Here is an 18522-nt window from a genome sequence, read left to right as displayed (position 1 = left end):
CCGATCATGGAAGATGCTCGATGACCAGCAACAACGTGACCAAGGCCGAGCCCGTCGAGCCGTCTGAGACGGTGCCGTCGAAGTCTGTGGACGACCGGCTGATCGACGAGTTGGTGGGCCGGGCTCAGGCGGAGGGCCTGCAGCTGACCGGCGAGGGCGGGCTGCTCCAGCAGCTGACCAAACGACTCCTGGAGTCGGCCCTCGAGGGCGAGATCACCGACCACCTCGGCTATGACAAGCACGACCCGGCGGGGAAGAACGGCGGCAACTCCCGCAACGGCACCCGCGCCAAGACCGTACTGACCGACGTGGGCCCGGTGGAGACAACCGTGCCCCGCGACCGCGAGGGCTCCTTCGAACCGAAGATCGTCAAGAAGCGCCAGAAGCGTTTGTCCGGCGTCGACGAGATGGTCATCTCACTCGCGGCGAAGGGCCTGACCACCGGCGAGGTCCAGGCCCACCTGGCCGAGGTCTATGGCGCCGACGTGTCGCGCCAGACGATCTCCACGATCACCGACAAGGTCCTCGAAGGCATGGCCGAATGGCAGAACCGGCCCCTGGACGCCGTCTACCCGGTCGTCTTCATCGACGCCATCCACGTAAAGATCCGCGACGGCGCGGTCGCCAACCGGCCCATCTACGTCGCCCTGGCCGTCACCGTCGAGGGCCGGCGGGACATTCTCGGGCTGTGGGCCGGCGACGGCGGCGAGGGCGCCAAGCACTGGATGCACATCCTCACCGAGATCAAGAACCGCGGCGTGAACGACGTCCTCATGCTCGTATGCGACGGGCTCAAGGGCCTGCCCGACGCGGTCGAGACCGTCTGGCCCCGCACCGTCGTGCAGACCTGCGTGGTCCATCTGCCGCGGAACTCCTTCCGCTATGCCGCCCGCCAGGACTGGGACAAGATCGCCAAGGTCCTCAAGCCCGTCTACACCGCGGCGACCGAGGACGCGGCCCTCGATCGGTTCGCGGAGTTCGCCGACGCATGGGGCAAGAAGTATCCGGCGACGTCAGGCTCTGGGAGAACGCGTGGGAGGAGTTCACCCCGTTCCTGCGCTTCGACATTGAGATCCGCCGCATCGTCTGCACCACCAACGCGATCGAGTCCGTCAACGCCAGGATCCGCCGGGCGGTGAAAGCCCGGGGGCACTTCCCGAACGAACAGGCCGCCCTGAAGTGCGTCTACATGGCGATCATGTCGCTCGACCCGACCGGCAAGGGCCAGGCCCGCTGGACCATGCGCTGGAAAACCGCTCTCAACGCCTTCGACATCACCTTCGACGGCCGACTCTCCGCAGCCCGCCAGTAACCCTCAACAACCCTACTTACACCGCTCGTTTGACAGACCCAGGTGCTCCGGCGGAGCCGGGTTGGGTCACGGCGTCTCGTCCTCCGCCTCATCGTGGAACCCGTAGTCCTGGCGGCCCTCGTACACGGGCGCACCGGACGCGCGGCACCGCTCGCACCGGCCCGAGAAGGAAGGGTCCTCGGCGGGGCTCACGACATGCCCGCAGTCGGAGCACGAGCCCAGCTCAGGAGAGGGGAAAAGGCAGGTGAAGCAGAAGACGGTCCGGGTGCGGGGGCTGGAGCGCAGCACGACGCCGGTCCCGAGCGTCGCCTGCCCGCACTGCGGGCAGGCGTGGGGCCGCTCGGGCCGTCTTCCCCTCCCCCCGAAGTAGCGGAAGGCGAGGTCCTCCGTACTCCAGGTCCGCTCGCAGAAGCGGCACGTCGCCGTGACGGGCGGGCCCTCGGCGGGCGGATCGGCAGGGGAGTCGCCGATCACCAGGGCGGCCCGCTCGCACTCGGGGCACTCGATGGTTCGGTTCTCCGCGCCCTCCCGGCGCAGGTCATTGCCGATGCGCTCCATGCGCTGGTCGCCGTAGGCGGTGACCCGGGTCAGACCCTCTCTGAGCGATTCCAGGCTTTCCTTTGCCTCCCGCAGCTCCGACTCGTTGGTCAGGTAGGGGAGGAGCTGTTCGTCGCAGAAGCGGATGAGGAAGTCGAGCACCTTCGCCGTCCGCTCTTCGACCTCGGTCGCGGAGGCGGTCAGGCCGAAGTGCTGGAGCTTGTTGCGGGCCCTGACAAGGGCGAGGAGCTCCTCTTCCTCGGTCTTGTCGATGGTGACATGCGGGATGTCGCGAAGACGGGTGATCGCCTCGGCAAGGGTGACGCTCTTGAAGTCGGCGCTCTCCAAGTTCTCGCGGGTCATCTTCCTGGGCGGAACGAACGGCGCGAAGACGAGGGTCCAGTCCTCGGCGTGCAGACGCGCTTTGAGGAGGACCTCTACGGCGGCCCGGAGGTGCAGGACGGCGTACTTCACGTCGCGGGCCTGGCCGCCTTCCCAGTCGTCGAGGTGTCCGACGGCGCTCTGGAGGAAGTCGAGGCCGTTGCGCACGGGCGGGAAGTCGAGGTGCGCGGGGCCGGGCGGGGGTGTCCCGGGCCGCCACCGGGAAGGGCGTGGCAGAGGTGCGGGCGCGCTCGTCGTTCTGCCGTCCTCGCTCATGCGCGCGGTTCCCCTCCCGGTTTCCGCCGCGCAGGCAGAACGATCGTCATGTCCCTTTTTGTCGCGTCGGATAAGTGACGGGGGGCCTGCGTCCGTCACTGGGTGCGGGCGGCTTGGGCGAGGAGGCGTTCCCAGGTGCGGGTGGAGCTGCCGTGCTGGTCGGCGAGGGTGGCAGCGAGATGTGTGCGGGGGGTGCCTGGCGAGGCGGTGAGGGTTTGCGCGGCGAGGTGGAGGCGGGGGTCGCCTTCGTAGGGGTGCGCTTTGGTGGGGCCAGTTTTGCCTGGGGGGCGACCGCCACCCTGTCCTTGGCGGGGAGGGGTGTCGCGGCGGGCTTCGATGCCCTGGCGGGTCCAGAGGCGGAGGCTGTAGACCGTGGTGCCTCGCGGGAGGTAGTTCTGGCTGGCGTAGGCGCGGACGGTGCCGGGTGTCACTTCAAGGAGAGCTGCGGCTTCTTGGTCGTTGAGGAGGTCGTCGGGGTGCGGTGACGTGGGCAGTGGAGGGATGGGTTGTCCGTTGAGGTAGGCATGTGCCTGGGCCTTGTCGTAGATGAGTACGCGACTGTCGAAGAGGGCGGTTACTCGTCGCCGGAAGGCTGGTGCGTCCCGGCGCCTCCAGGTGGGGAGGGGAACACCGGCTCTCTGGGCGATGTCCCGTTCGTTGATCACGGGGCGGCCATGTGGGATCACGGGGTTTCCTTGGGGTGGTCCGGGCTGGTGTGCCTTGTAGGCTGGTGGGTGCTTCCCTGCGCTGGCGTCAGCTGGTGGTGGAGATGGCTGGTTAAGGGCCGGTGGTGTGCCGGGCCGCTCGTGAGCGGCTCTCCGCCCCCTTCGCTGTTCTCTGCCTCCAGCGCTGGACCTCGCGTGGGCTGCGGAGCCGTACGACCTCGACGCCCAGGGCCGCGGCCTCGGCCACCTGCCGGGCGTACCGGGGCCGGTTGGCCCGGTACTTGCGGATGGCGGTGCGCAGCAGGGACCGGCGGGCAAAGAACGCCGAGGTCCAGGTGAGGCGCCGGGCCTGTGCGCTGTCCTCCCGGCCGGCCAGCTGGCGCAGGCTTCGCCGGGTGATCCGGTAGAGGATCAGCGGCAGTGGGAAGTCGAGCCAGACCAGGGTGTCGGCCCGGTTCCAGACGACGTCCGCCAGCTTGGAGAAGTTCCCTTCGACGATCCACCCGTCCGTCGCGGTGATGGCCGCGGCCTGCCGGCGGAATTCGTCCAGCGGCAGCGGCCCCTGGGGGGTGAACAGGATGTCGTCGAGGTCGGTATGGGGTTCGTCGAGTTCCGTGGAGAGCCAGCGGGCGAGCGTTGACTTTCCGGTGGCCGGGGGCCCGAACAGTGCGACCCGTCGCATGTACGCCTCATTTCTACAGGGAAATTGACACAAGAAACCTTACAGCAATTCAGTCCAACGGTGTCATGGGTTCACCGCACGGGATCGGTGCCGCCGGAGGCGGCTCCCTGGCCCCGCAGGGGTGGGCCCGTGACCGAAGGCCACTCAGGGGGCGGGCGGTGAGGCGGGCCGGGGGCCGGACCCGGTCACCGGGTCCGGCCCTGCGGTCCTACAGTCGGGGGAACAGTGCCCGTGAAGTTTCCCCATGATCCCGGACACGTGATCGTTATGCCGCGAGGGTGTGCTGCTGCCGCTGCCTGGTCTCGGCCGGGGTGACATAGCCGAAAGTCCGGTGCTTGCGCAGTCGGCGGCGGTTGTAGAAGGTCTCGATGAAGGAGAAGACCTCGGCTCGGGCGGTGGCCCGGTCGGGCCAGGTGCGGGTGCCGATCTCCTCTTTGAGCAGGGCCCCGAAACTTTCCGCGGTGGCGTTGTCGAAGCATGACCCGGTGCGTCCGCAGCTCTGCCGCAGGCCTAACTTCTCTACTCGTAGGCGGAATTGGGCCGACGTGTATTCGCTGCCGCGATCGCTGTGAACCACGCAGCCGGGCTCGAGTCCGCCGCGGCCGTGGGCCATGTTGAGAGCGTCGACGATCAGCTCGGCGCGGTGGTGGCCGGCCATGGCGTAGCCGACGACCTCGCGGGTGGCCAGGTGGGAGCGTATCGAGTCGTGATCAATCTGCGGGATGTGCCTTCGTGGCACGGTCTGGTCCGGTAGACCGTCGTACGTGACGCGAGTGCAACTGACCGACCCGGAGTGGGATTTCATTGAGCCGTACCTGCCGATCGGCGAGTACGGCCCGTACCCCGAGCGGCTGCGGCCGATCAGGTCCGGGGCCGGTGTCGCCTTCTTGTCGGGCCGGGTCAGCGAACGCCGTCTGCGCCGGGTGACACCACGGATGTCGCGCTCACGCATCACACGAGCGATGCGCTTGCGGTTCACCCGCCGGCCCAGGCGGCGTAGTTCGGCGTGGATGCGCGGGACACCGTAGGTGTGGCGGGAGGCGATGTGCACCACGGTGATCTCGTGGGCGAGCGCGTCGTCGGCGGCTTGCCGGGCACGGCGTGCGGCCTCGCCCTCGCACCATGCGTAGTAGGAGGAGCGGGCGACTTTCAGCACCCGGCACAGCAGGACGATCGGGTACGTCGCCTTCTCCGCATGGATCAACCGGTACAGCTCGCTCACCGGTCGTTCTCCTTCACGAAGAAGGCCGTCGCTTTTTTCAGGATCTCGATCGTCTGCTTCTGTTCGCGGACCTCCTTGCGCAGCCGCTTGAGCTCCTCGCGCTCGGCGCTGGTCAGCTCACCGGACTCACCCTCGCCCCGGTCGGCCCTGGCCTTGCGGTACCAGCCGCGCAGGGACTCGGAGCTGATGCCAAGCTCCCGGGCGACGGCGGTGACCGTCTTGCCCGAGGAATCGACGAGCGCGATCGCGTCCCGCTTGAACTCCTCGGTGTACCGCTTCGTGTACTTGCTTCCCACCTGGTGCTACTTCCTCTGGAACCTCAAGATCCCAGTCTCCAGGTGTCCACGATCAAGGGGAAGCTTCAGGTCGACCCAGCCGGTCCGGTTGGAGAAGCTCCGGTCGGCGCCGTCGACCAAGGGGGCACGGCTGCCTGCCGGGCCACCGGTTGTTCACCGATGGCCCGTACAACGTCCCGATAACGCCCGCTGCTGCTGCGGCGATCCCGTGCACAGCAGCCCGACCTAGTGACCGGCACTCGCCCACGGGTGCGGGTGCTTGTGGGATGCCCCGGGAAGGCTGCGCTGCGCTAACTCATGCGCGAGGTCAGAGTGAACCCGCCGTCCACCGCGAGCACCGTGCCCGTGATGAAGGCGGCCTCCTGAGAGGCCAGGAACAGGGCGGCGTTGGCAACGTCCCAGCACGTGCCCTGGTGCCCCATCGGAACCAGCGCGGCCCGCTTGGCGGCCACGTCCTCGCGGGAGGAACCTTCCGCCCGGGCCGGGGCGTCGACGCCCATGGGGGTGTCCATCATGCCGGGGGCGATGCAGTTGACCCGGATTCCGTGGGGTGCGTACTCCAGTGCCAGACTGCGGGTCATGGCGTGCACCGCGGCCTTGGAGGTGGTGTAGGCGATCGCTTCGCCACCCGCGAGCAGGCCCGCCATGGAGGAGATGTTGACAATCGCACCGCTCCGCCGCTGGCGCATGTGGGGCAGGACGGCCTTGCAGGTCAGCCACATGCTGGTGAGGTTGACCTCGAAGCCCTGACGCCATGTCTGGGCACCGAGGTCCTCGGTGCGGCCGGCGGGGACGACACCGACGTTGTTGTGCAGCACGTCGACATGTCCCAGGACCGCCAGAGCCGCGTCGAGAATGCCCGCGCACTCGTCCTCGACGGTGATGTCCGCCCGGTGAGCGGTCGCCGTGCCGCCTTCCTTGCGCACCAGTTCGGCGCTCTCCTCGGCCGAGTCCAAGTCTCGGTCCACGACCAGAACCTGTGCGCCCTCGCGGGCGAAGGAGAGGACGACTGCGCGGCCGTTGCCGGTGGTGGCGCCAGGGGTCTGGCCTCCGCCGACCACGATCGCGCGCCTGCCCTGAAGCCGTCCGCTCACAGGTCCTCCACTGGTGGTTTTGTGCCGGTGGCCTTGTCCACGGTCCATTCGAAGGAGGTGGCAACGGGCCAGCCGGCGTTGTAGGCGATCTGCACGGCGATCTCCCGGAGTTCGGCCTCGGTCAGGTCACCACTGTCCAGGGCGGCCTTGCCATGCAGGTGTCCGTGGAACTGGTGGGACTGGAGCATGGCCAGGACCGTGCGCGTGACGATGCGCCGCTCGCGGACGCTCAGTCCCGCTCTGTTCCACAGGTCGCCGAAGACGATTTTGGTCGCCAGGTCGCTGAGCGATCCGGGCTCGCTCCGGACTGCCTCCTGCGGTACGCGCATGACCTCGGCCTGCGTGGCGCGGCCGGTCGCGGCGAGGTGGGCGAAGTGGTCCGGGCCCGGTGTGTCCTGGGTGCTCACCAGGTCACCGGCAGCGTCTCAACTCCGTAGGTGAGGGCATCGTCGTGGAAGTGCAGTTCGCTCTCGTCGACGGCGAGCCGCAAGCCCGGGATCCGTTCGAACAGTTTGGGCCAGGCCACCTGCATCTCGACCCGGGAGAGGTTCTGGCCCAGGCACTGGTGCACGCCGTAGCCGAAGCCAATGTGCTTGCGCTCCCTGCGGGTGATGTCCAGGCGTTCGGGGTCGGCGAAGACCAAGGGATCCCGGTTGGCGGCGGGCAGGTTGCAGATGATGCCCTCGCCGGCCTTCAGTAGTACGCCGCCCACCTCGATGTCCTCGGTCAGGACGCGGCGCGGTTCGGTCTGCACCATGCTCCAGTAGCGCATCATCTCCTCGACTGCGGTCGAGGAGTACGCCACCGGGTCGGACAGCAGGAGGTCGCGCTGTGAGGGTTCGCGCAGGAGCGCGAGGATGCCCAGGGCGATCATGTTGGCGGTGGTCTCGTGCCCGGCGCCGATCACGAGGACGCCGAGCCCCACAGCTTCCTCGAACGTCAGGTCGCCCTTGTCGTCGACGTGGGTGTTCACCAGACGGGACAGCAGTCCGTTGTCGGGGCGGGAGCGCTTGGCCTCCATGTGACGGGCCAACAGCTCGTGCAGAGCGCGGTGGGCGGCCACCTTCTCGTCCTGCGCGATGGCGAGCTGCACCATCTTCTTCGAGGACTCGTGCACGGTGGTGCTGTCCTCGTAGGGGACGCCGAGGACTTCGCAGATCACCACGGTGGGCAGGGCCAGCGCGAAATGCTCGAAGAGGTCGACGGGGCCGTCCATGGCGAGCAGGTCGTCGAGGAGCCGGTCGGTGAGTTCGGCGATGCGCGGGCGTAGCGCTTCGGAGCGTTTGGCGGTGAAGTCCGGGTTGAGGATGCGGCGTACCGGGAGGTGTTCCGTGCCGTCCTTGCGGAAGAAGATGTTGCCCTCGACGGCGGGCTGGGCGTCGCTGGTGTTGGGGAAGCCGGGGTCGGTGACGTCCGCGCTGATCATGCCGACTGCTCCGAGGAGCTGCTGGATGTGGTCGTGCCGGGTGATCAGCCAGGGCGTGCTGCCGTCCCAGATCGTCACCCGGTGCGGCCGGCCGCTTTCCCGGAAGGCCGTAGCGTCCTCGGGTGGCGAGAAGGGGCATCCACGCTTCAGGGGGAAAGCGGGGGCGGGTTCGAAGGAGACAGTCATGGGGAACTCCTTGCCTGCGAAAGACGTGGGGTCATGCCGCGGCCGGGGCCGCTCCCCGGAGCGCGCTGCCTGTCAGGGGACGGCGCAAGCTGCTCCGGGGAACGCTGCCTGGGCCCCGGGGGCGGCTCAGCGGGTGACCATGAGCTTGCGGACGCCGTAGTTGGTGCCGGTGAAGTCCATGGGGACTTCTTCCAGCGGGGTGGCGAGCCGCAGGTTGGGGAAGCGCTGGAAGAGCTTGGGCAGGACGGTCCTGAGTTCGGCGCGGGCGACGTTCTGGCCGAGACAGGCGTGGACGCCGTAGCCGAAGCCCATGTGGCGGGCCATCTTGCGGTCGATGTCGAGGGTGTCGGGGTCCTGGAAGGCGCGCGGGTCGCGGTTGGCGGCGTTCATCGCGACGACGACGAGATCACCCTTCTTCACCTGAGCGCCCGCGAGTTCGAGGTCTTCCTTGGCCACGCGGCCCAGGCCGAACTGGACGATGGTGAGGTAGCGCATCAGCTCCTCAACCATGGTGCCCGTCTTCTCCGGGTGGGCCAGCATCTGCTCGCGCTGCTCGTGGTGGGTGAGCAGGGTGAGGGTGGACAGCCCCATCATGGCGGCCGTGGTGTCGTGTCCGGCGAACAGCAGCAGCACGCCCAGGCCGATGAGCTGCTTCTCGGTCAGTGCCGCGTCGTCGCCATCGCTCTTGTGGATGAGTTCGGCGAGGATGCCGTCCCTGGCACCGGTGCGGCGCTTGTCGGCGACGAGGCTGGTGATGTAGTCGATGAGCCAGTGGGCACCCCTGTCGCGTTCCTCGCGGCTCTTGGCCATGTCCATGAGATCGACGGTGGCGTCGTGGAAACCGTCACGGTCTTCGTAGGGGACCCCGAGCAGTTCGCAGATCACCAGACATGGGATGGGCAGGGCCATGGCCTGGACGAAGTCGAAGGTCTCGGGGCCTGCGGCGATGGCGTCCAGGTGCTCGTCAACGATTTTGTCGAGATAGGGCTGGAGCTTGTTCTGCACCGATTTGGGGGTGAAGCGGGCAGTCAGCAACCGACGGTAGGCGCCGTGCTCGGGCTCGTCCATCATCACGAAACCGGCATCGAAGGGGGCGTCCTCCCCGGCCTCGGCGATCTCTCCCTCAGGGGTGTCGTGGCGTGGACGGCGGGCGCTCAGGCGCGGGTCGGTGAAGACCTGGCTGCCCTCCTCGAAACGCGTGACGAGCCAGCCCGTCGAGCCGTTGGGAAAGCGGGCCTTGACGATGGGCTGGTCCTCGCGGAGCCGGGTGTACTCGGCCGGCGGGTCGAGGGGGGCGCCAGTAACGCGGGTGACGGGCTGATTGACGGGGATGTCGGTCATTGCTGCTGCTCCTGCGCGAGGGTGTGGGGCCCGCTGGTGGGGGGCTGGGCGGCGTTGTGCGCGGCGATCGCGGCGGTGACGCCGGTGTGGGTGGCCGTGGCCTTGCACCAGCCGGTGTAGAGGGCCAGGTGCAGGACGGCCTCGCGCAGCTGCTCCGCGCTCAGCTCCCCGTTGACCAGCGCCCCGTTGGCGATCACTTGCACGAGTTCGGGCCGGGCGACGGTGGCGGCGACGCCGAGGGTGAGTAGCCGACGGTCACGGACGGACAGGCCCGCGCGGCCCCACACCTGGGCGAAGAGGTAGTCGACGGTCTCGGTACTGAAGGGGTCGTCGGCATCCTGGACGGCAGCGCTGAAACCGGGGCCGTACGCCTGGTCCATCATGTGCAGTCCGTATGCACGGGCGTCCTCCTTCGCCGGTGCCGGGACTGGTGCCACATCGGCCTCCAGCTGGAGGGTGCGACGAGCCTGGGTGCGTACCGTCTCGACGAGGGGCGCCTGGACACCGAGGGCGGCGGCGAGGTCGCGGGCGGCTTCGAGGTCCTTGGTCATCAACGGTTCGATCTGCCGGCCGACAGCCCCGGGCAGCACGCCGTCGGCGTCCTGCATCCGCAACAGTTGCAGCAGCGTGCGGCCCTCGGGGTCGGCCGCGTCGATGACCTCGGCAAGACGGGCGGTGTCCACACCTGCGGCACGGGCCAGGGCCGCGGCCTCGGCAACCGTGCGCCAACTGCCGTACGTGACGACATTGCGGGCGATCTTGGTGGCCATACCGGCGCCGGACGGACCGCAGTGCACCACCTTCTTCGCCCAGTCCTCAAGGATGGGCAGCGCCGCCTCCACGATGCTCTGCTCGCCGCCGAGGATGGCGACCATGCCGTGCTCGGCGGCCTGGTCGCCCGGGGTCACCCCGCAGTCGAGGAAGCCCACACCGGACTCGGAGCAGAGCGCGGCCAGTTCGTGGACGACCGGCAAGGCAACCGTGGCGAGCAGCACGACGGTCAGGCCCGGCCGAGCTGCTCGCAGCAGGCCGTCCTTGCCGCCGATGACCTCGCGTGCCTGGTCGGCGTTGACCACCGCGACCATCACTACGTCGGACACCTCGGCCACCTCGGCAGGCGAGCCGAGCGGATCGGGCACACCGGCCAGGTCCCTGGCGGCGTCGGGGCGGACGTCGTAGACTGCGGGGACGCGTCCGCTGCGGGCCAGACTGACGGCGACCCCGCCGCCGATCATGCCCAGGCCGACAACTCCGGCCCTGAGGGTGTCGCTCATGCCGCACTCCCGGTGAGAAGAGGGGCCGCCGCAGCGACCTGTGCCCGGTAGCCGCGCAGGGCCCGGACCATGTTGATGCCGACCGCCGCGCAGATCCGGCCGTTCCTGGCGTAGAGGGCGACCAGCTTGCGCTCAGCGGTGCTGCCTTCGACGACGCGGACCTCGTCGGCGCCACGGGTCCTGCCGTAGATCTGGATTTTCAGGTCGTACTGGTCGGACCACACGTAGGGCACCGGATCGAACGCGACAGTCCGCCCGGGTCCGGCCAGGATGTTGCGGGCGACGGCCAGGCCCTGCTCAGCGGCATTGGTGCGGTGCTCGATACGCCACGGTTCACCGGTGCGGGCATGGAGCCAGCAGGCGACGTCACCTGCCGCCCACACCCCAAACCCGGCGTACAGGGTCGCATCGCACTCGACCCCGTTGCCGACCGGAACGCCGCTGCCGGTGAGCCATTCGGTGTTCGGTCGGGCTCCGATACCGACCAGGACGGCGTCCGCGGTCAGCGTGCGGCCGTCGGCGAGACGTACCCCGCTCGCCCGCCCGCCGTCGGCGAGGACCTCCTCGACACGAGCTCCGGTCTCGATCCTGACGCCGTGTTCCTGGTGGACGGTGCGCAGCAGGGCGCCCAACTCGTCACCGAGGGCGTCGCCCATCGGCTGAGCGGTGTCGGTGAGAAGGGTGACCTCGCAGCCCAAGCGGCGGGCCACGGCGGCGGCCTCGGCCCCGACGAAGCCGCCGCCGACCACGGCCAGATGCGGCTTGGCCGCCAGATCCTCGCGCAGCGCGAGCGCGTCCTCCAGCGTGCGCAGGACGTGCACCCCGCGCACCGATTCGGTGCCCGGCAGCCGCCGGGCCCGCGTGCCGGTGGCCACCACCAGGGCGTCGTAGCCGACGACTGTGCCGTCGGCCAGAACGACCTGGCGGGCAGCGGTGTCCAGAGCGGTAGCCGGTTGCCCCAGCTTCAGCTCCACGCCGAGGGCCTGAAAGTCGTCCTCGCCGCGCAGGTGGAGCCGGTCGGCGTCCCAGACGCCGGACAACAGTTGCTTCGACAGCGGGGGCCGGTCGTAGGGCAGGTGCTGCTCTTCACCGATCAGCGTGAGTGTTCCGGTGTAGCCCGCACGCCGCAGCCCTTCCACGGCACTCAGTCCGGCTGCGGAAGCGCCGACCACGGTGATCCGCGACGCAGTCGTGGCCGCAGCTTCGGCACTCACGCGCGCACCTGGATCACGGCGGCAGGGCAGACCGCTGCGGCCTGGACCACGTTCTCGGTCTGTTCGGCCGGCGGGTTGTCATCGAGCAGGACCACGACGCCGTCCTCGTCGCGCTGGTCGAAGACCTCCGGCGCCGCCAGTACGCACTGGCCGGCACCGCAGCATTTGTCGAAGTCGATGGTGATGTCCATGGGGGGATCCACTTCCGTCCAGCCCGCTACTACGGGCGACGCGGGTCAGGCGCCACATTGTTGCCCTGGGCACCTAACTTAGTTCAGCGGCGACTGTACTCCCGCACCTACGGAGCGACAACCAGCCGCACGCAGAGGGTTGTTGACGATGTGAAGAGAGTGTGAACGCGGAGCGCGCGACCGGGCGCCGCCCCTTCACCGAGGGCGGCGTCTCCCGCTACAACTGCGGACTGTCCGGCTCCGGAGCATTCCTGAGTGCCCTGATCCTGCGCGACGCCTCGGTCTCGGATCCGCTTGCGGCGTGGAAGGGAACGTTAGGCCCGCGGGCCACGAGCGAGTCGACCAGACCGTCGGAAAGCTGCAGGACCAGGCCCTCTGACGACTCGTCGCAGTAGAGACTGTGGTGCAGCGAGAGCATGCCGTGCAGACCGGCCCACAGTGTCTGCGCGGCCTGTTCCACCGGCAGCGACAGACCGAACCCATGCTCTGCACAGCTGTTCAGGCCGTCGCGCAGACCGGCGGATATGCGGCGGGCGGGGTGAGCACCGATCCTGCTCGGATCCGCCGCCGGCTGATGCGCCTCGAACATGAGCCGGTAATGGCCCGGACTGCCCAGGGCGAACCGGCAGTACGCGCGCGCCCGCGCCCGCACCCTGCCCCGCGGATCCTCGTCACCACAGTCCAGGGCTGCAGCAGCCATTTGGGCGGCCAGTTCACCGTAGCGGTCCTCCAGCGCCGCCCATACCAGCTCCGTCTTGTCCTGGAAGTGCAGGTAGATGCTCGGAGCGGAGATGCCCACCTCCTTGGCAACCGCCCGCATCGTCAGCCGCTCGGAACTGCCCCATTCGCCGAGCAACCGCTGGACCGCGGCCACGATCTCCCGGCGGCGCCGCGGCCCCTGCCCGTCCCGCTGACCATCACCGGTCGGCCCTGCCTCCATCGCGCGCACTCCCTTTCCGCCAACAGGGTAGCCAGCCTGCCCCCTTCCCAGCGCTGCGGTACGGATGATGGCGACGCTGCACCCGTACACAGCAAGGGATCCTCCACGTCCGGGGTGGGGGCCCAGGCGCGGCGCCACAGTGCCACACAGCCGACTGCAGCCTCCCGCCCCGTGCTGGGCAGGGGCCCGCCTTCGGCGTCCCTGGACCCCACCCCACCCCACCCCACCGCACGGCCGTGTGTACCTCACCAGGCCCCACCCCGAAAGGCGCCACCATGCCCACCCTCGGAGCCGACGCCTGCCGCGTTCGCGCCGTGGACGGCTGGTTCGTCTGCCCGGCAGCTCACGCACCAGCCAGGCCTTTGCTCCTTCCGGCTCCCCGGCCTGCTCGGCGGTCTACGACCCCTGCGTGGCAAGGGCTGCCCCATTTGACGTTTCGCTAGCCGCCTAACGAGCTCGTGCACGGTAGGCGGTGACGCGTCGAGTTCTCGATCGTCGATCATGGTCGTGTGGTGGGGAACGCGTCTCGTGCAGCGATCATCAGCGACCGGAGGATCACCGGCCTGTCGGCTGACGTGATCGCTGAACTCGTGGCTGAGGTAGGTCCGTTGTGGCACGAGCGACACCACGCCAAGCTCGCGTCCAGGCCGCGGAAGCGGGCTGTGGGCGCGGGTGCGAAGCACCGGCTGGTGTTCGTCGACCGCCTCCTGGCCACGCTCGTGCATCTGCGCCATGCCGTCACTCATGACGTGCTGGCCTGCTGGTTCGGTGTGGACCGCTCCACCATCACCCGCGCCGTCGGCGAGGTGCGGCCACTACTCGCCGAGCGAGGCTGCACCGTCAGCCCCGGAGTGCGGCTGCGGACTCTGGCCGAGGTCGTCAGCCACCTCGGCGCCGACGGCAAGACCGGGATCATCGACGGCACCGAGATCCGGGTCCGCCGGCCGGCCGCCGGGCGCAAGGACCGGGACAAGTTCATCTCCGGCAAGAACAAGCAGAACGCCGTCAAGACCATGGTCGTCACGGACGGCAACGGCCGCGTGCTGTTCTGCAGCCCGACCAAGCCGGGAAGCTGCGCGGACATCACCCACGCTCGCCAGTTAGAAGTCATCTCATTTGGTGAGTCTGCGGTAGCAGATGAGGGTGCAGGCGATGCTGGTGAAGGCGAGGAAGTGGTCGGCTTTGCGTTCGTAGCGTCGGTGGAGTCGTCGGCAGCCGGCGAGCCAGGACATGGTGCGTTCGATGGTCCAGCGGTGTCGGCCGAGTCGCTGCGAGGTCTCGACGCCTTTGCGGGCGATGCGATGCCGGATTCCGCGTCCGGACAGCCATTGCCGCAGGTGGCGGTAGTCGTATCCCTTGTCGGCGTGGAGCTTTCCGGGTCGGCGTCGACGGGGGCCCCGGCGGGAGCTGATAGGCGGTATGCCCTTCACGAGCGGGATAAGGGCTTGGCTGTCGTGGACGTTGGCACCGGAGATTGCGACGGATATGGGCAGACCGGTCCGCTCGGTGATCAGGTGGATCTTCGACCCGTACTTGCCCCGGTCGACAGGATTCGGACCTGTCAGGTCCCCCTTTTCAAGGCCCGCATGTTCACCGAGTCGATCGCGCACCGCGACCAGTCCAGCTCCCCGCGCGTACCGAGCTCGTCGAGGACCAGGCGGTGGAGCTTGGCCCACACCCTGGCCTTCGACCACTCCGAGAACCGCCGGTGGGCAGTCGCTCCGGACGGGCCGAACGACGCCGAAGGCAGCTGCTGCCAGGTACAACCCGACGTGGCCACGAAGACGATCGCGGCCAGCACTTCCCGGTCACCGTGCCGACGCCGACCACCACCCTGCGGCCGCGACGGCGCCTCAGGCACCACCCGCTGGAACAACTGCCACAATTCGTCCGGCACCAGCCGCTCAACAAGCCCCACCATGACTCATAGACTACCGAGTCACCCAAATGAGATGGCTTCTTAGGGCTGGTCAAGCTCCTGGCCGACGGCCCCGTCGTGGAGATTCTCGCCGATGCCGGCTACCAGGGCCTGGGTGCCCAGAGCGGCGGACGTGTGGTGACACCGCCGCATCGCAAGTTCAAGAAGAACGCTCCGGACTGGTACGAGGAAATGCATGAGCGGCAGCGCAAGGCGCATTCCTCGCGGCGTATCCGGGTCGAACACGGCATCGCGCACTTGAAGAACTGGCGGGCGCTGGCCCGCCATCTCGGCCGCCGCGAGCACATGAGCGACATCGTCCAAGCCGTCGCCGGTCTGCTGTCCCATCAGCAGACCGCGGATCTGACTTCGGCACGACAGAGGTGAGGACGGCGCCCCACCGTCATCCTCGACGTCTCACCGCCTACCGTGCACGAGCTCGTTAAAGTGGCAGGACGAGATGCGGGAGAAATTCGGCCTGGACTTCGTCATCGTCGACAGCGAGCTCATGGCGAAGGTACGACGGAGCCACGGGCTGAACGCCAACCCGTTCCGGCTCTTCCCGCGCGTAATCGTGAGCATGGCGTGGCTGCCGTCATTGCGGGCGCAGCGCCTCCTGCGCGACGTGCTGGCCGATGTGCGCAGCGCAGGCACGGCCAAGCGGTACGCGTTCGACATGCTGGTGGTCGACGAGGCGCACCACGTGGCGCCGGCCAGCCCGATGACAGCGCCGGGCCAACGCGGCTACGCGGTCGACAGTAAGCGGACCACGGCGACGATGCGCCTCGCGGAAGCCTGCGAGCACCGACTGAGCCTTTTCCATCCTCACGCTGATGCGTGGTGGAGGACGAGTACGGCTTGGACGATCGCGGTGATGCGGTTGGTGCTGCAGCGGAGCTTCCGCAGCAGGCGCCAGCCCTTGAGGGTGGCCATGGCCTGTTCGCCAAGGCCACGGATCTTGGCGTGCGTGCTGTTGTGCCGTCGCTGCCACCGCTTGAGGCGACGGCCCCGGAAGGAGACCCGGACGGAGCGGCCGGCACCCTGGTACGCCTTGTCGGCGTAAGCCTTGAGGTCGACGTCGACGATCCCGTGGATGCGTGCGGCGGTCAGGTCGTGCGTGGAGCCGGGAAGCGCGGGCGACGCCCACAGCAGCCGCCCGAAGGGATCGGCGAGAACCTGGACATTCATGCCGTGCCGCTTGTGTTTGCCCGGGTAGTACGGGGTGTCGGCGGCGATCCGGTCGATCGGCAGCAGGGTGCCATCCAGGATCACGAACGCTTTGGCTTGTGCGATGCACATCGCCTCGTCCAGGGTGGGCGCGAGCATGGACAGGACATCGACGGCCTCGCGTATGTAGCGGTATGCGGTGGCGATGCCGACACCGAATCCGGCGGCGAGATGGGCGTATGTGTCACCGCACCGCAAATGCGCCAGGGCGAGGAGGGCCTGCCGTCCGGCAGTCAGCCTCCGCCACCGGGTGCCGATCTCGCCTCGGCGGGTGGCGAGGTGTCCCGCCAGGCACCGCAGGGTGCGACTGGAGAGGTCGATCGACGACGGATAGACAAGCACTCGGAGCTCTTGGAGCGACGGTTGGTCTTGGTCGAGAACCCGTCTACCAGGAGCTTCGTCGTTATGCAGAGCAGTCCAACTCACGGTCAGACTCTTCAGGTTGGAAGAGGCTCACTACTCGGTGTACCGCTTCGTGTATGTGCTTCCCACCTGGTGCTACTTCCTCTGGAACCTCAAGATCCCAACCTTCAGGTGTCCACGATCAAGGGGAAGCTTCAGCCTATCGCGGTCTCAGTCCCGCAGGATGAGATCCGCGGCGATCCAGCCGACCGCCATGGTCGGGGCGGCGGTGTTTCCGGAAAGTTGGAAGGGGATGACGGAGGCGTCCACGACCCGGAGTCCATCGACGCCCCGGACACGCAGTTCGGCATCGACCACGTCATCGTTGGCCGGGCCCATGGCGTTCGCCCCGACGGCGTGGTAGATCGTCGCACCCGTGTTCGTCGCGTACTCCAGTGCCTGCTCGGGAGTCGAGACCGCAGCTCCGGGATACTCCTCCGCGGCGATCAAACGTGCGAGCGGCCCCTGGGCGAACACCTCGCGTGCGTGATCGAGGATCGTGGAGGTCACTTTACGGTCGGTCTCCGTCTGGAAATAGCCCGGTGTGATGACCGGAAGGTTCTCGGGCAGGCGCCCACTGGCGTGGATAGAGCTGCGGCTTTCGGGTCGTAGCTGGTATCCCATCATCATGATTCCGCCGTGCTTGGCGAGCTTCATCGCCGCAGACGAGGTGTCCAGCGCGAGAGGGACCCAGGCTGCGGCGATATCGGGCCGATCGACATCCTGGGTTGACTTGAACTGCGAGGTCACGTCGTAGCCGGCCGTCGAGATCGGTCCGCGGTGCGTCAGCAGGTACTTGACCCCTTGGACGCCCTGCTTCGGAATCGAGTTCAGCTCGGTCGTCGGCCCGATCGGTTCCTTAAAACGTACTTGCATCGCCACACCGTGCTGCTCGACGACGCGTTCGCCGACATTCGGACTCTCCACGACAGGAGTGATACCAGCGGCGCGCAGTACTTCGGGACTGCCGATGCCGGATCGTTCGAGTAGCAACGTACTCTCGATCGTCCCGGCGGAGACAATCACCTCGCGCCGAGCCCGGAAGTCTTGGACCCTGCCGCGAACCGAGGCCCGCACGCCGATGACGCGCCTGCCGTCGAACTGCAGATAGCCGACGCGTGCACCGGTCAGGACCGTCAGGTTCTTGCGCCGACGGACCGGGCGCAGGAACGCGGTCGCCGAACTGACACGCCGGCCGTTCTTAACCGTGGACGGGGTAAAGCCGATCCGCTCGTCCTCGGCCGCGTTGAGATCTGCGACACGGCGCCAACCGACGGCCTGGCCCGCCTCCATGAGCGCGTCGGTGACCGGTTCATGGGGTTCGTCGATCGAGATGCCCAGCGGACCGCCCGCTCCACGCAGCTCCGACGGCCCGAGTTGGTGGTCCTCCATCGTACGGAAGGCGGCGAGGACGTTTGTCCAGCCCCAGTGGCCTGCGCCAGTATGCTTCTCCAGCGCGTCGAAGTCCGCCCGCGAGCCGCGGCTGTACATCATTCCGTTGACCGTCGTCGACCCCCCCAGCACCTTCCCCCTCGTCCACGTCTCCGAAGCGGAACCGCCCGCGATCGGCTGCGTCGGATAGTGATATGTGTACCGGCTCCCGTTCAGGGTGAAGAAAAACCCCTTCGGGATGGAGTGTAGAGGGTTGGCGTCGATCGGCCCATATTCCAGTAGCAGTACCTGACTCTCCGTGTTCTCCGACAACCGGTTCGCCAGCACCGCACCTGCGGCACCTGCGCCGACAATGACGTAGTCGTAGTCGTAGCCCATGCGCTTCACACCTCCCAGACGATAATTCCCACCGTAAACCCAAACAGGCGACAACCCCCACCGCGATCTGTGCCGGGGGTCCCGCACCCTGCTTGAGTTCTAAAACAGCCTCAAGCCGCCGCGCCGGCGAAGCCGCGCGGCGGCGGTGTGGGCTCGCGCGGGGCGGCG

16 protein-coding genes and 4 pseudogenes are annotated in these 18522 nt (G+C 68.2%); 3 read left to right on the top strand and 17 right to left on the bottom strand.

The features are described 5' to 3' along the window. Positions 1 to 20 precede the first annotated feature (20 nt). Positions 21 to 1312, top strand: a pseudogene (locus tag SSBG_RS29540) (IS256 family transposase). Positions 1313 to 1378: 66 nt separating this feature from the next. Here SSBG_RS29540 and SSBG_RS30415 read toward each other — a convergent pair. From SSBG_RS30415 to SSBG_RS29475, 14 genes and pseudogenes are all read right to left on the bottom strand, one after another. Continuing rightward, the gene (locus tag SSBG_RS30415; protein ID WP_234010797.1) at positions 1379 to 2506 is read right to left on the bottom strand and encodes a serine/arginine repetitive matrix protein 1; all 1128 of its coding nucleotides are present in this window, start codon (positions 2504 to 2506) and stop codon (positions 1379 to 1381) included. Positions 2507 to 2601: 95 nt separating this feature from the next. After that, positions 2602 to 3192 (bottom strand): proteoglycan-4, encoded by a 591-nt coding sequence (locus tag SSBG_RS31950; RefSeq protein ID WP_008749675.1) that lies wholly within the window; start codon positions 3190 to 3192, stop codon positions 2602 to 2604. 91 nt (positions 3193 to 3283) lie between these two features. Beyond that, positions 3284 to 3853 carry an adenylate kinase gene (locus tag SSBG_RS29525; protein WP_008749674.1) on the bottom strand — a complete coding sequence of 190 codons (570 nt, stop codon included), beginning with the start codon at positions 3851 to 3853 and terminating at the stop codon, positions 3284 to 3286. A gap of 265 nt (positions 3854 to 4118) precedes the next feature. Then, positions 4119 to 4526, bottom strand: a pseudogene (locus tag SSBG_RS36300) (DDE-type integrase/transposase/recombinase); the annotation flags it as partial. Positions 4527 to 4775: 249 nt separating this feature from the next. Continuing rightward, positions 4776 to 5009, bottom strand: a pseudogene (locus tag SSBG_RS36295) (IS3 family transposase); the annotation flags it as partial. Positions 5010 to 5071: 62 nt separating this feature from the next. Next, entirely contained in the window at positions 5072 to 5371 is a 300-nt protein-coding gene (locus tag SSBG_RS29515; RefSeq protein WP_008749672.1) for a transposase, read from the bottom strand. 290 nt (positions 5372 to 5661) lie between these two features. Continuing rightward, on the bottom strand, positions 5662 to 6465 hold the full coding sequence (locus tag SSBG_RS29510) for an SDR family NAD(P)-dependent oxidoreductase (RefSeq protein ID WP_010278724.1): 804 nt from the start codon (positions 6463 to 6465) through the stop codon (positions 5662 to 5664). Next, positions 6462 to 6872 (bottom strand): carboxymuconolactone decarboxylase family protein, encoded by a 411-nt coding sequence (locus SSBG_RS29505; RefSeq protein ID WP_008749670.1) that lies wholly within the window; start codon positions 6870 to 6872, stop codon positions 6462 to 6464. Before SSBG_RS29505 ends, SSBG_RS29510 begins: the two co-directional genes overlap by 4 nt. Beyond that, complete coding sequence (locus SSBG_RS29500; RefSeq protein ID WP_008749669.1) at positions 6869 to 8077, bottom strand: cytochrome P450; 1209 nt, start codon at positions 8075 to 8077, stop codon at positions 6869 to 6871. Before SSBG_RS29500 ends, SSBG_RS29505 begins: the two co-directional genes overlap by 4 nt. 126 nt (positions 8078 to 8203) lie before the next feature. Next, entirely contained in the window at positions 8204 to 9418 is a 1215-nt protein-coding gene (locus SSBG_RS29495; protein WP_008749668.1) for a cytochrome P450, read from the bottom strand. Then, positions 9415 to 10692 carry an NAD(P)-binding domain-containing protein gene (locus SSBG_RS29490; protein WP_078491523.1) on the bottom strand — a complete coding sequence of 426 codons (1278 nt, stop codon included), beginning with the start codon at positions 10690 to 10692 and terminating at the stop codon, positions 9415 to 9417. The genes SSBG_RS29495 and SSBG_RS29490 overlap by 4 nt, the downstream gene beginning before the upstream one ends. Further along, positions 10689 to 11906 carry an NAD(P)/FAD-dependent oxidoreductase gene (locus SSBG_RS29485; protein WP_199781484.1) on the bottom strand — a complete coding sequence of 406 codons (1218 nt, stop codon included), beginning with the start codon at positions 11904 to 11906 and terminating at the stop codon, positions 10689 to 10691. Before SSBG_RS29485 ends, SSBG_RS29490 begins: the two co-directional genes overlap by 4 nt. Continuing rightward, positions 11903 to 12097 carry a ferredoxin gene (locus SSBG_RS29480; protein ID WP_010278707.1) on the bottom strand — a complete coding sequence of 65 codons (195 nt, stop codon included), beginning with the start codon at positions 12095 to 12097 and terminating at the stop codon, positions 11903 to 11905. Before SSBG_RS29480 ends, SSBG_RS29485 begins: the two co-directional genes overlap by 4 nt. 217 nt (positions 12098 to 12314) lie before the next feature. After that, entirely contained in the window at positions 12315 to 13037 is a 723-nt protein-coding gene (locus tag SSBG_RS29475) for a TetR/AcrR family transcriptional regulator (RefSeq protein ID WP_037872364.1), read from the bottom strand. A 509-nt stretch (positions 13038 to 13546) separates the two neighbouring features. Here SSBG_RS29475 and SSBG_RS35910 point away from each other — a divergent pair. Continuing rightward, positions 13547 to 14122 (top strand): annotated as a pseudogene (locus tag SSBG_RS35910) (transposase family protein); the annotation flags it as partial. A gap of 27 nt (positions 14123 to 14149) precedes the next feature. Here SSBG_RS35910 and SSBG_RS32360 read toward each other — a convergent pair. Beyond that, a protein-coding gene (locus SSBG_RS32360) for an IS5 family transposase (RefSeq protein ID WP_106429290.1) occupies positions 14150 to 14958 on the bottom strand; the annotation gives its coding sequence in 2 pieces (ribosomal slippage) (positions 14150 to 14610 and positions 14610 to 14958; 810 coding nt in all). Positions 14959 to 15033: 75 nt separating this feature from the next. On the opposite strand from SSBG_RS32360, the gene SSBG_RS31940 reads away from it, so the two are divergent. After that, positions 15034 to 15342, top strand: coding sequence for a transposase (locus SSBG_RS31940; RefSeq protein WP_008749663.1), 309 nt, complete (start codon positions 15034 to 15036; stop codon positions 15340 to 15342). A 438-nt stretch (positions 15343 to 15780) separates the two neighbouring features. Here the strand turns inward: SSBG_RS31940 and SSBG_RS29450 are convergent, their stop codons facing one another. Both SSBG_RS29450 and SSBG_RS29445 read right to left on the bottom strand, forming a co-directional pair. Next, positions 15781 to 16524 carry an IS5/IS1182 family transposase gene (locus SSBG_RS29450; protein WP_008749662.1) on the bottom strand — a complete coding sequence of 248 codons (744 nt, stop codon included), beginning with the start codon at positions 16522 to 16524 and terminating at the stop codon, positions 15781 to 15783. 231 nt (positions 16525 to 16755) lie between these two features. Next, entirely contained in the window at positions 16756 to 18354 is a 1599-nt protein-coding gene (locus SSBG_RS29445) for a GMC family oxidoreductase (RefSeq protein WP_008749661.1), read from the bottom strand. Positions 18355 to 18522 lie beyond the last annotated feature (168 nt).

Origin of the sequence: Streptomyces sp. SPB074 (assembly GCF_000154905.1) — a bacterium.
In the GTDB taxonomy this organism is placed as follows: Bacteria; Actinomycetota; Actinomycetes; order Streptomycetales; family Streptomycetaceae; genus Streptomyces.
The sequence above is the reverse complement of the archived record's forward strand: the minus strand, read 5'-3'. Positions and strand labels throughout refer to the sequence as shown.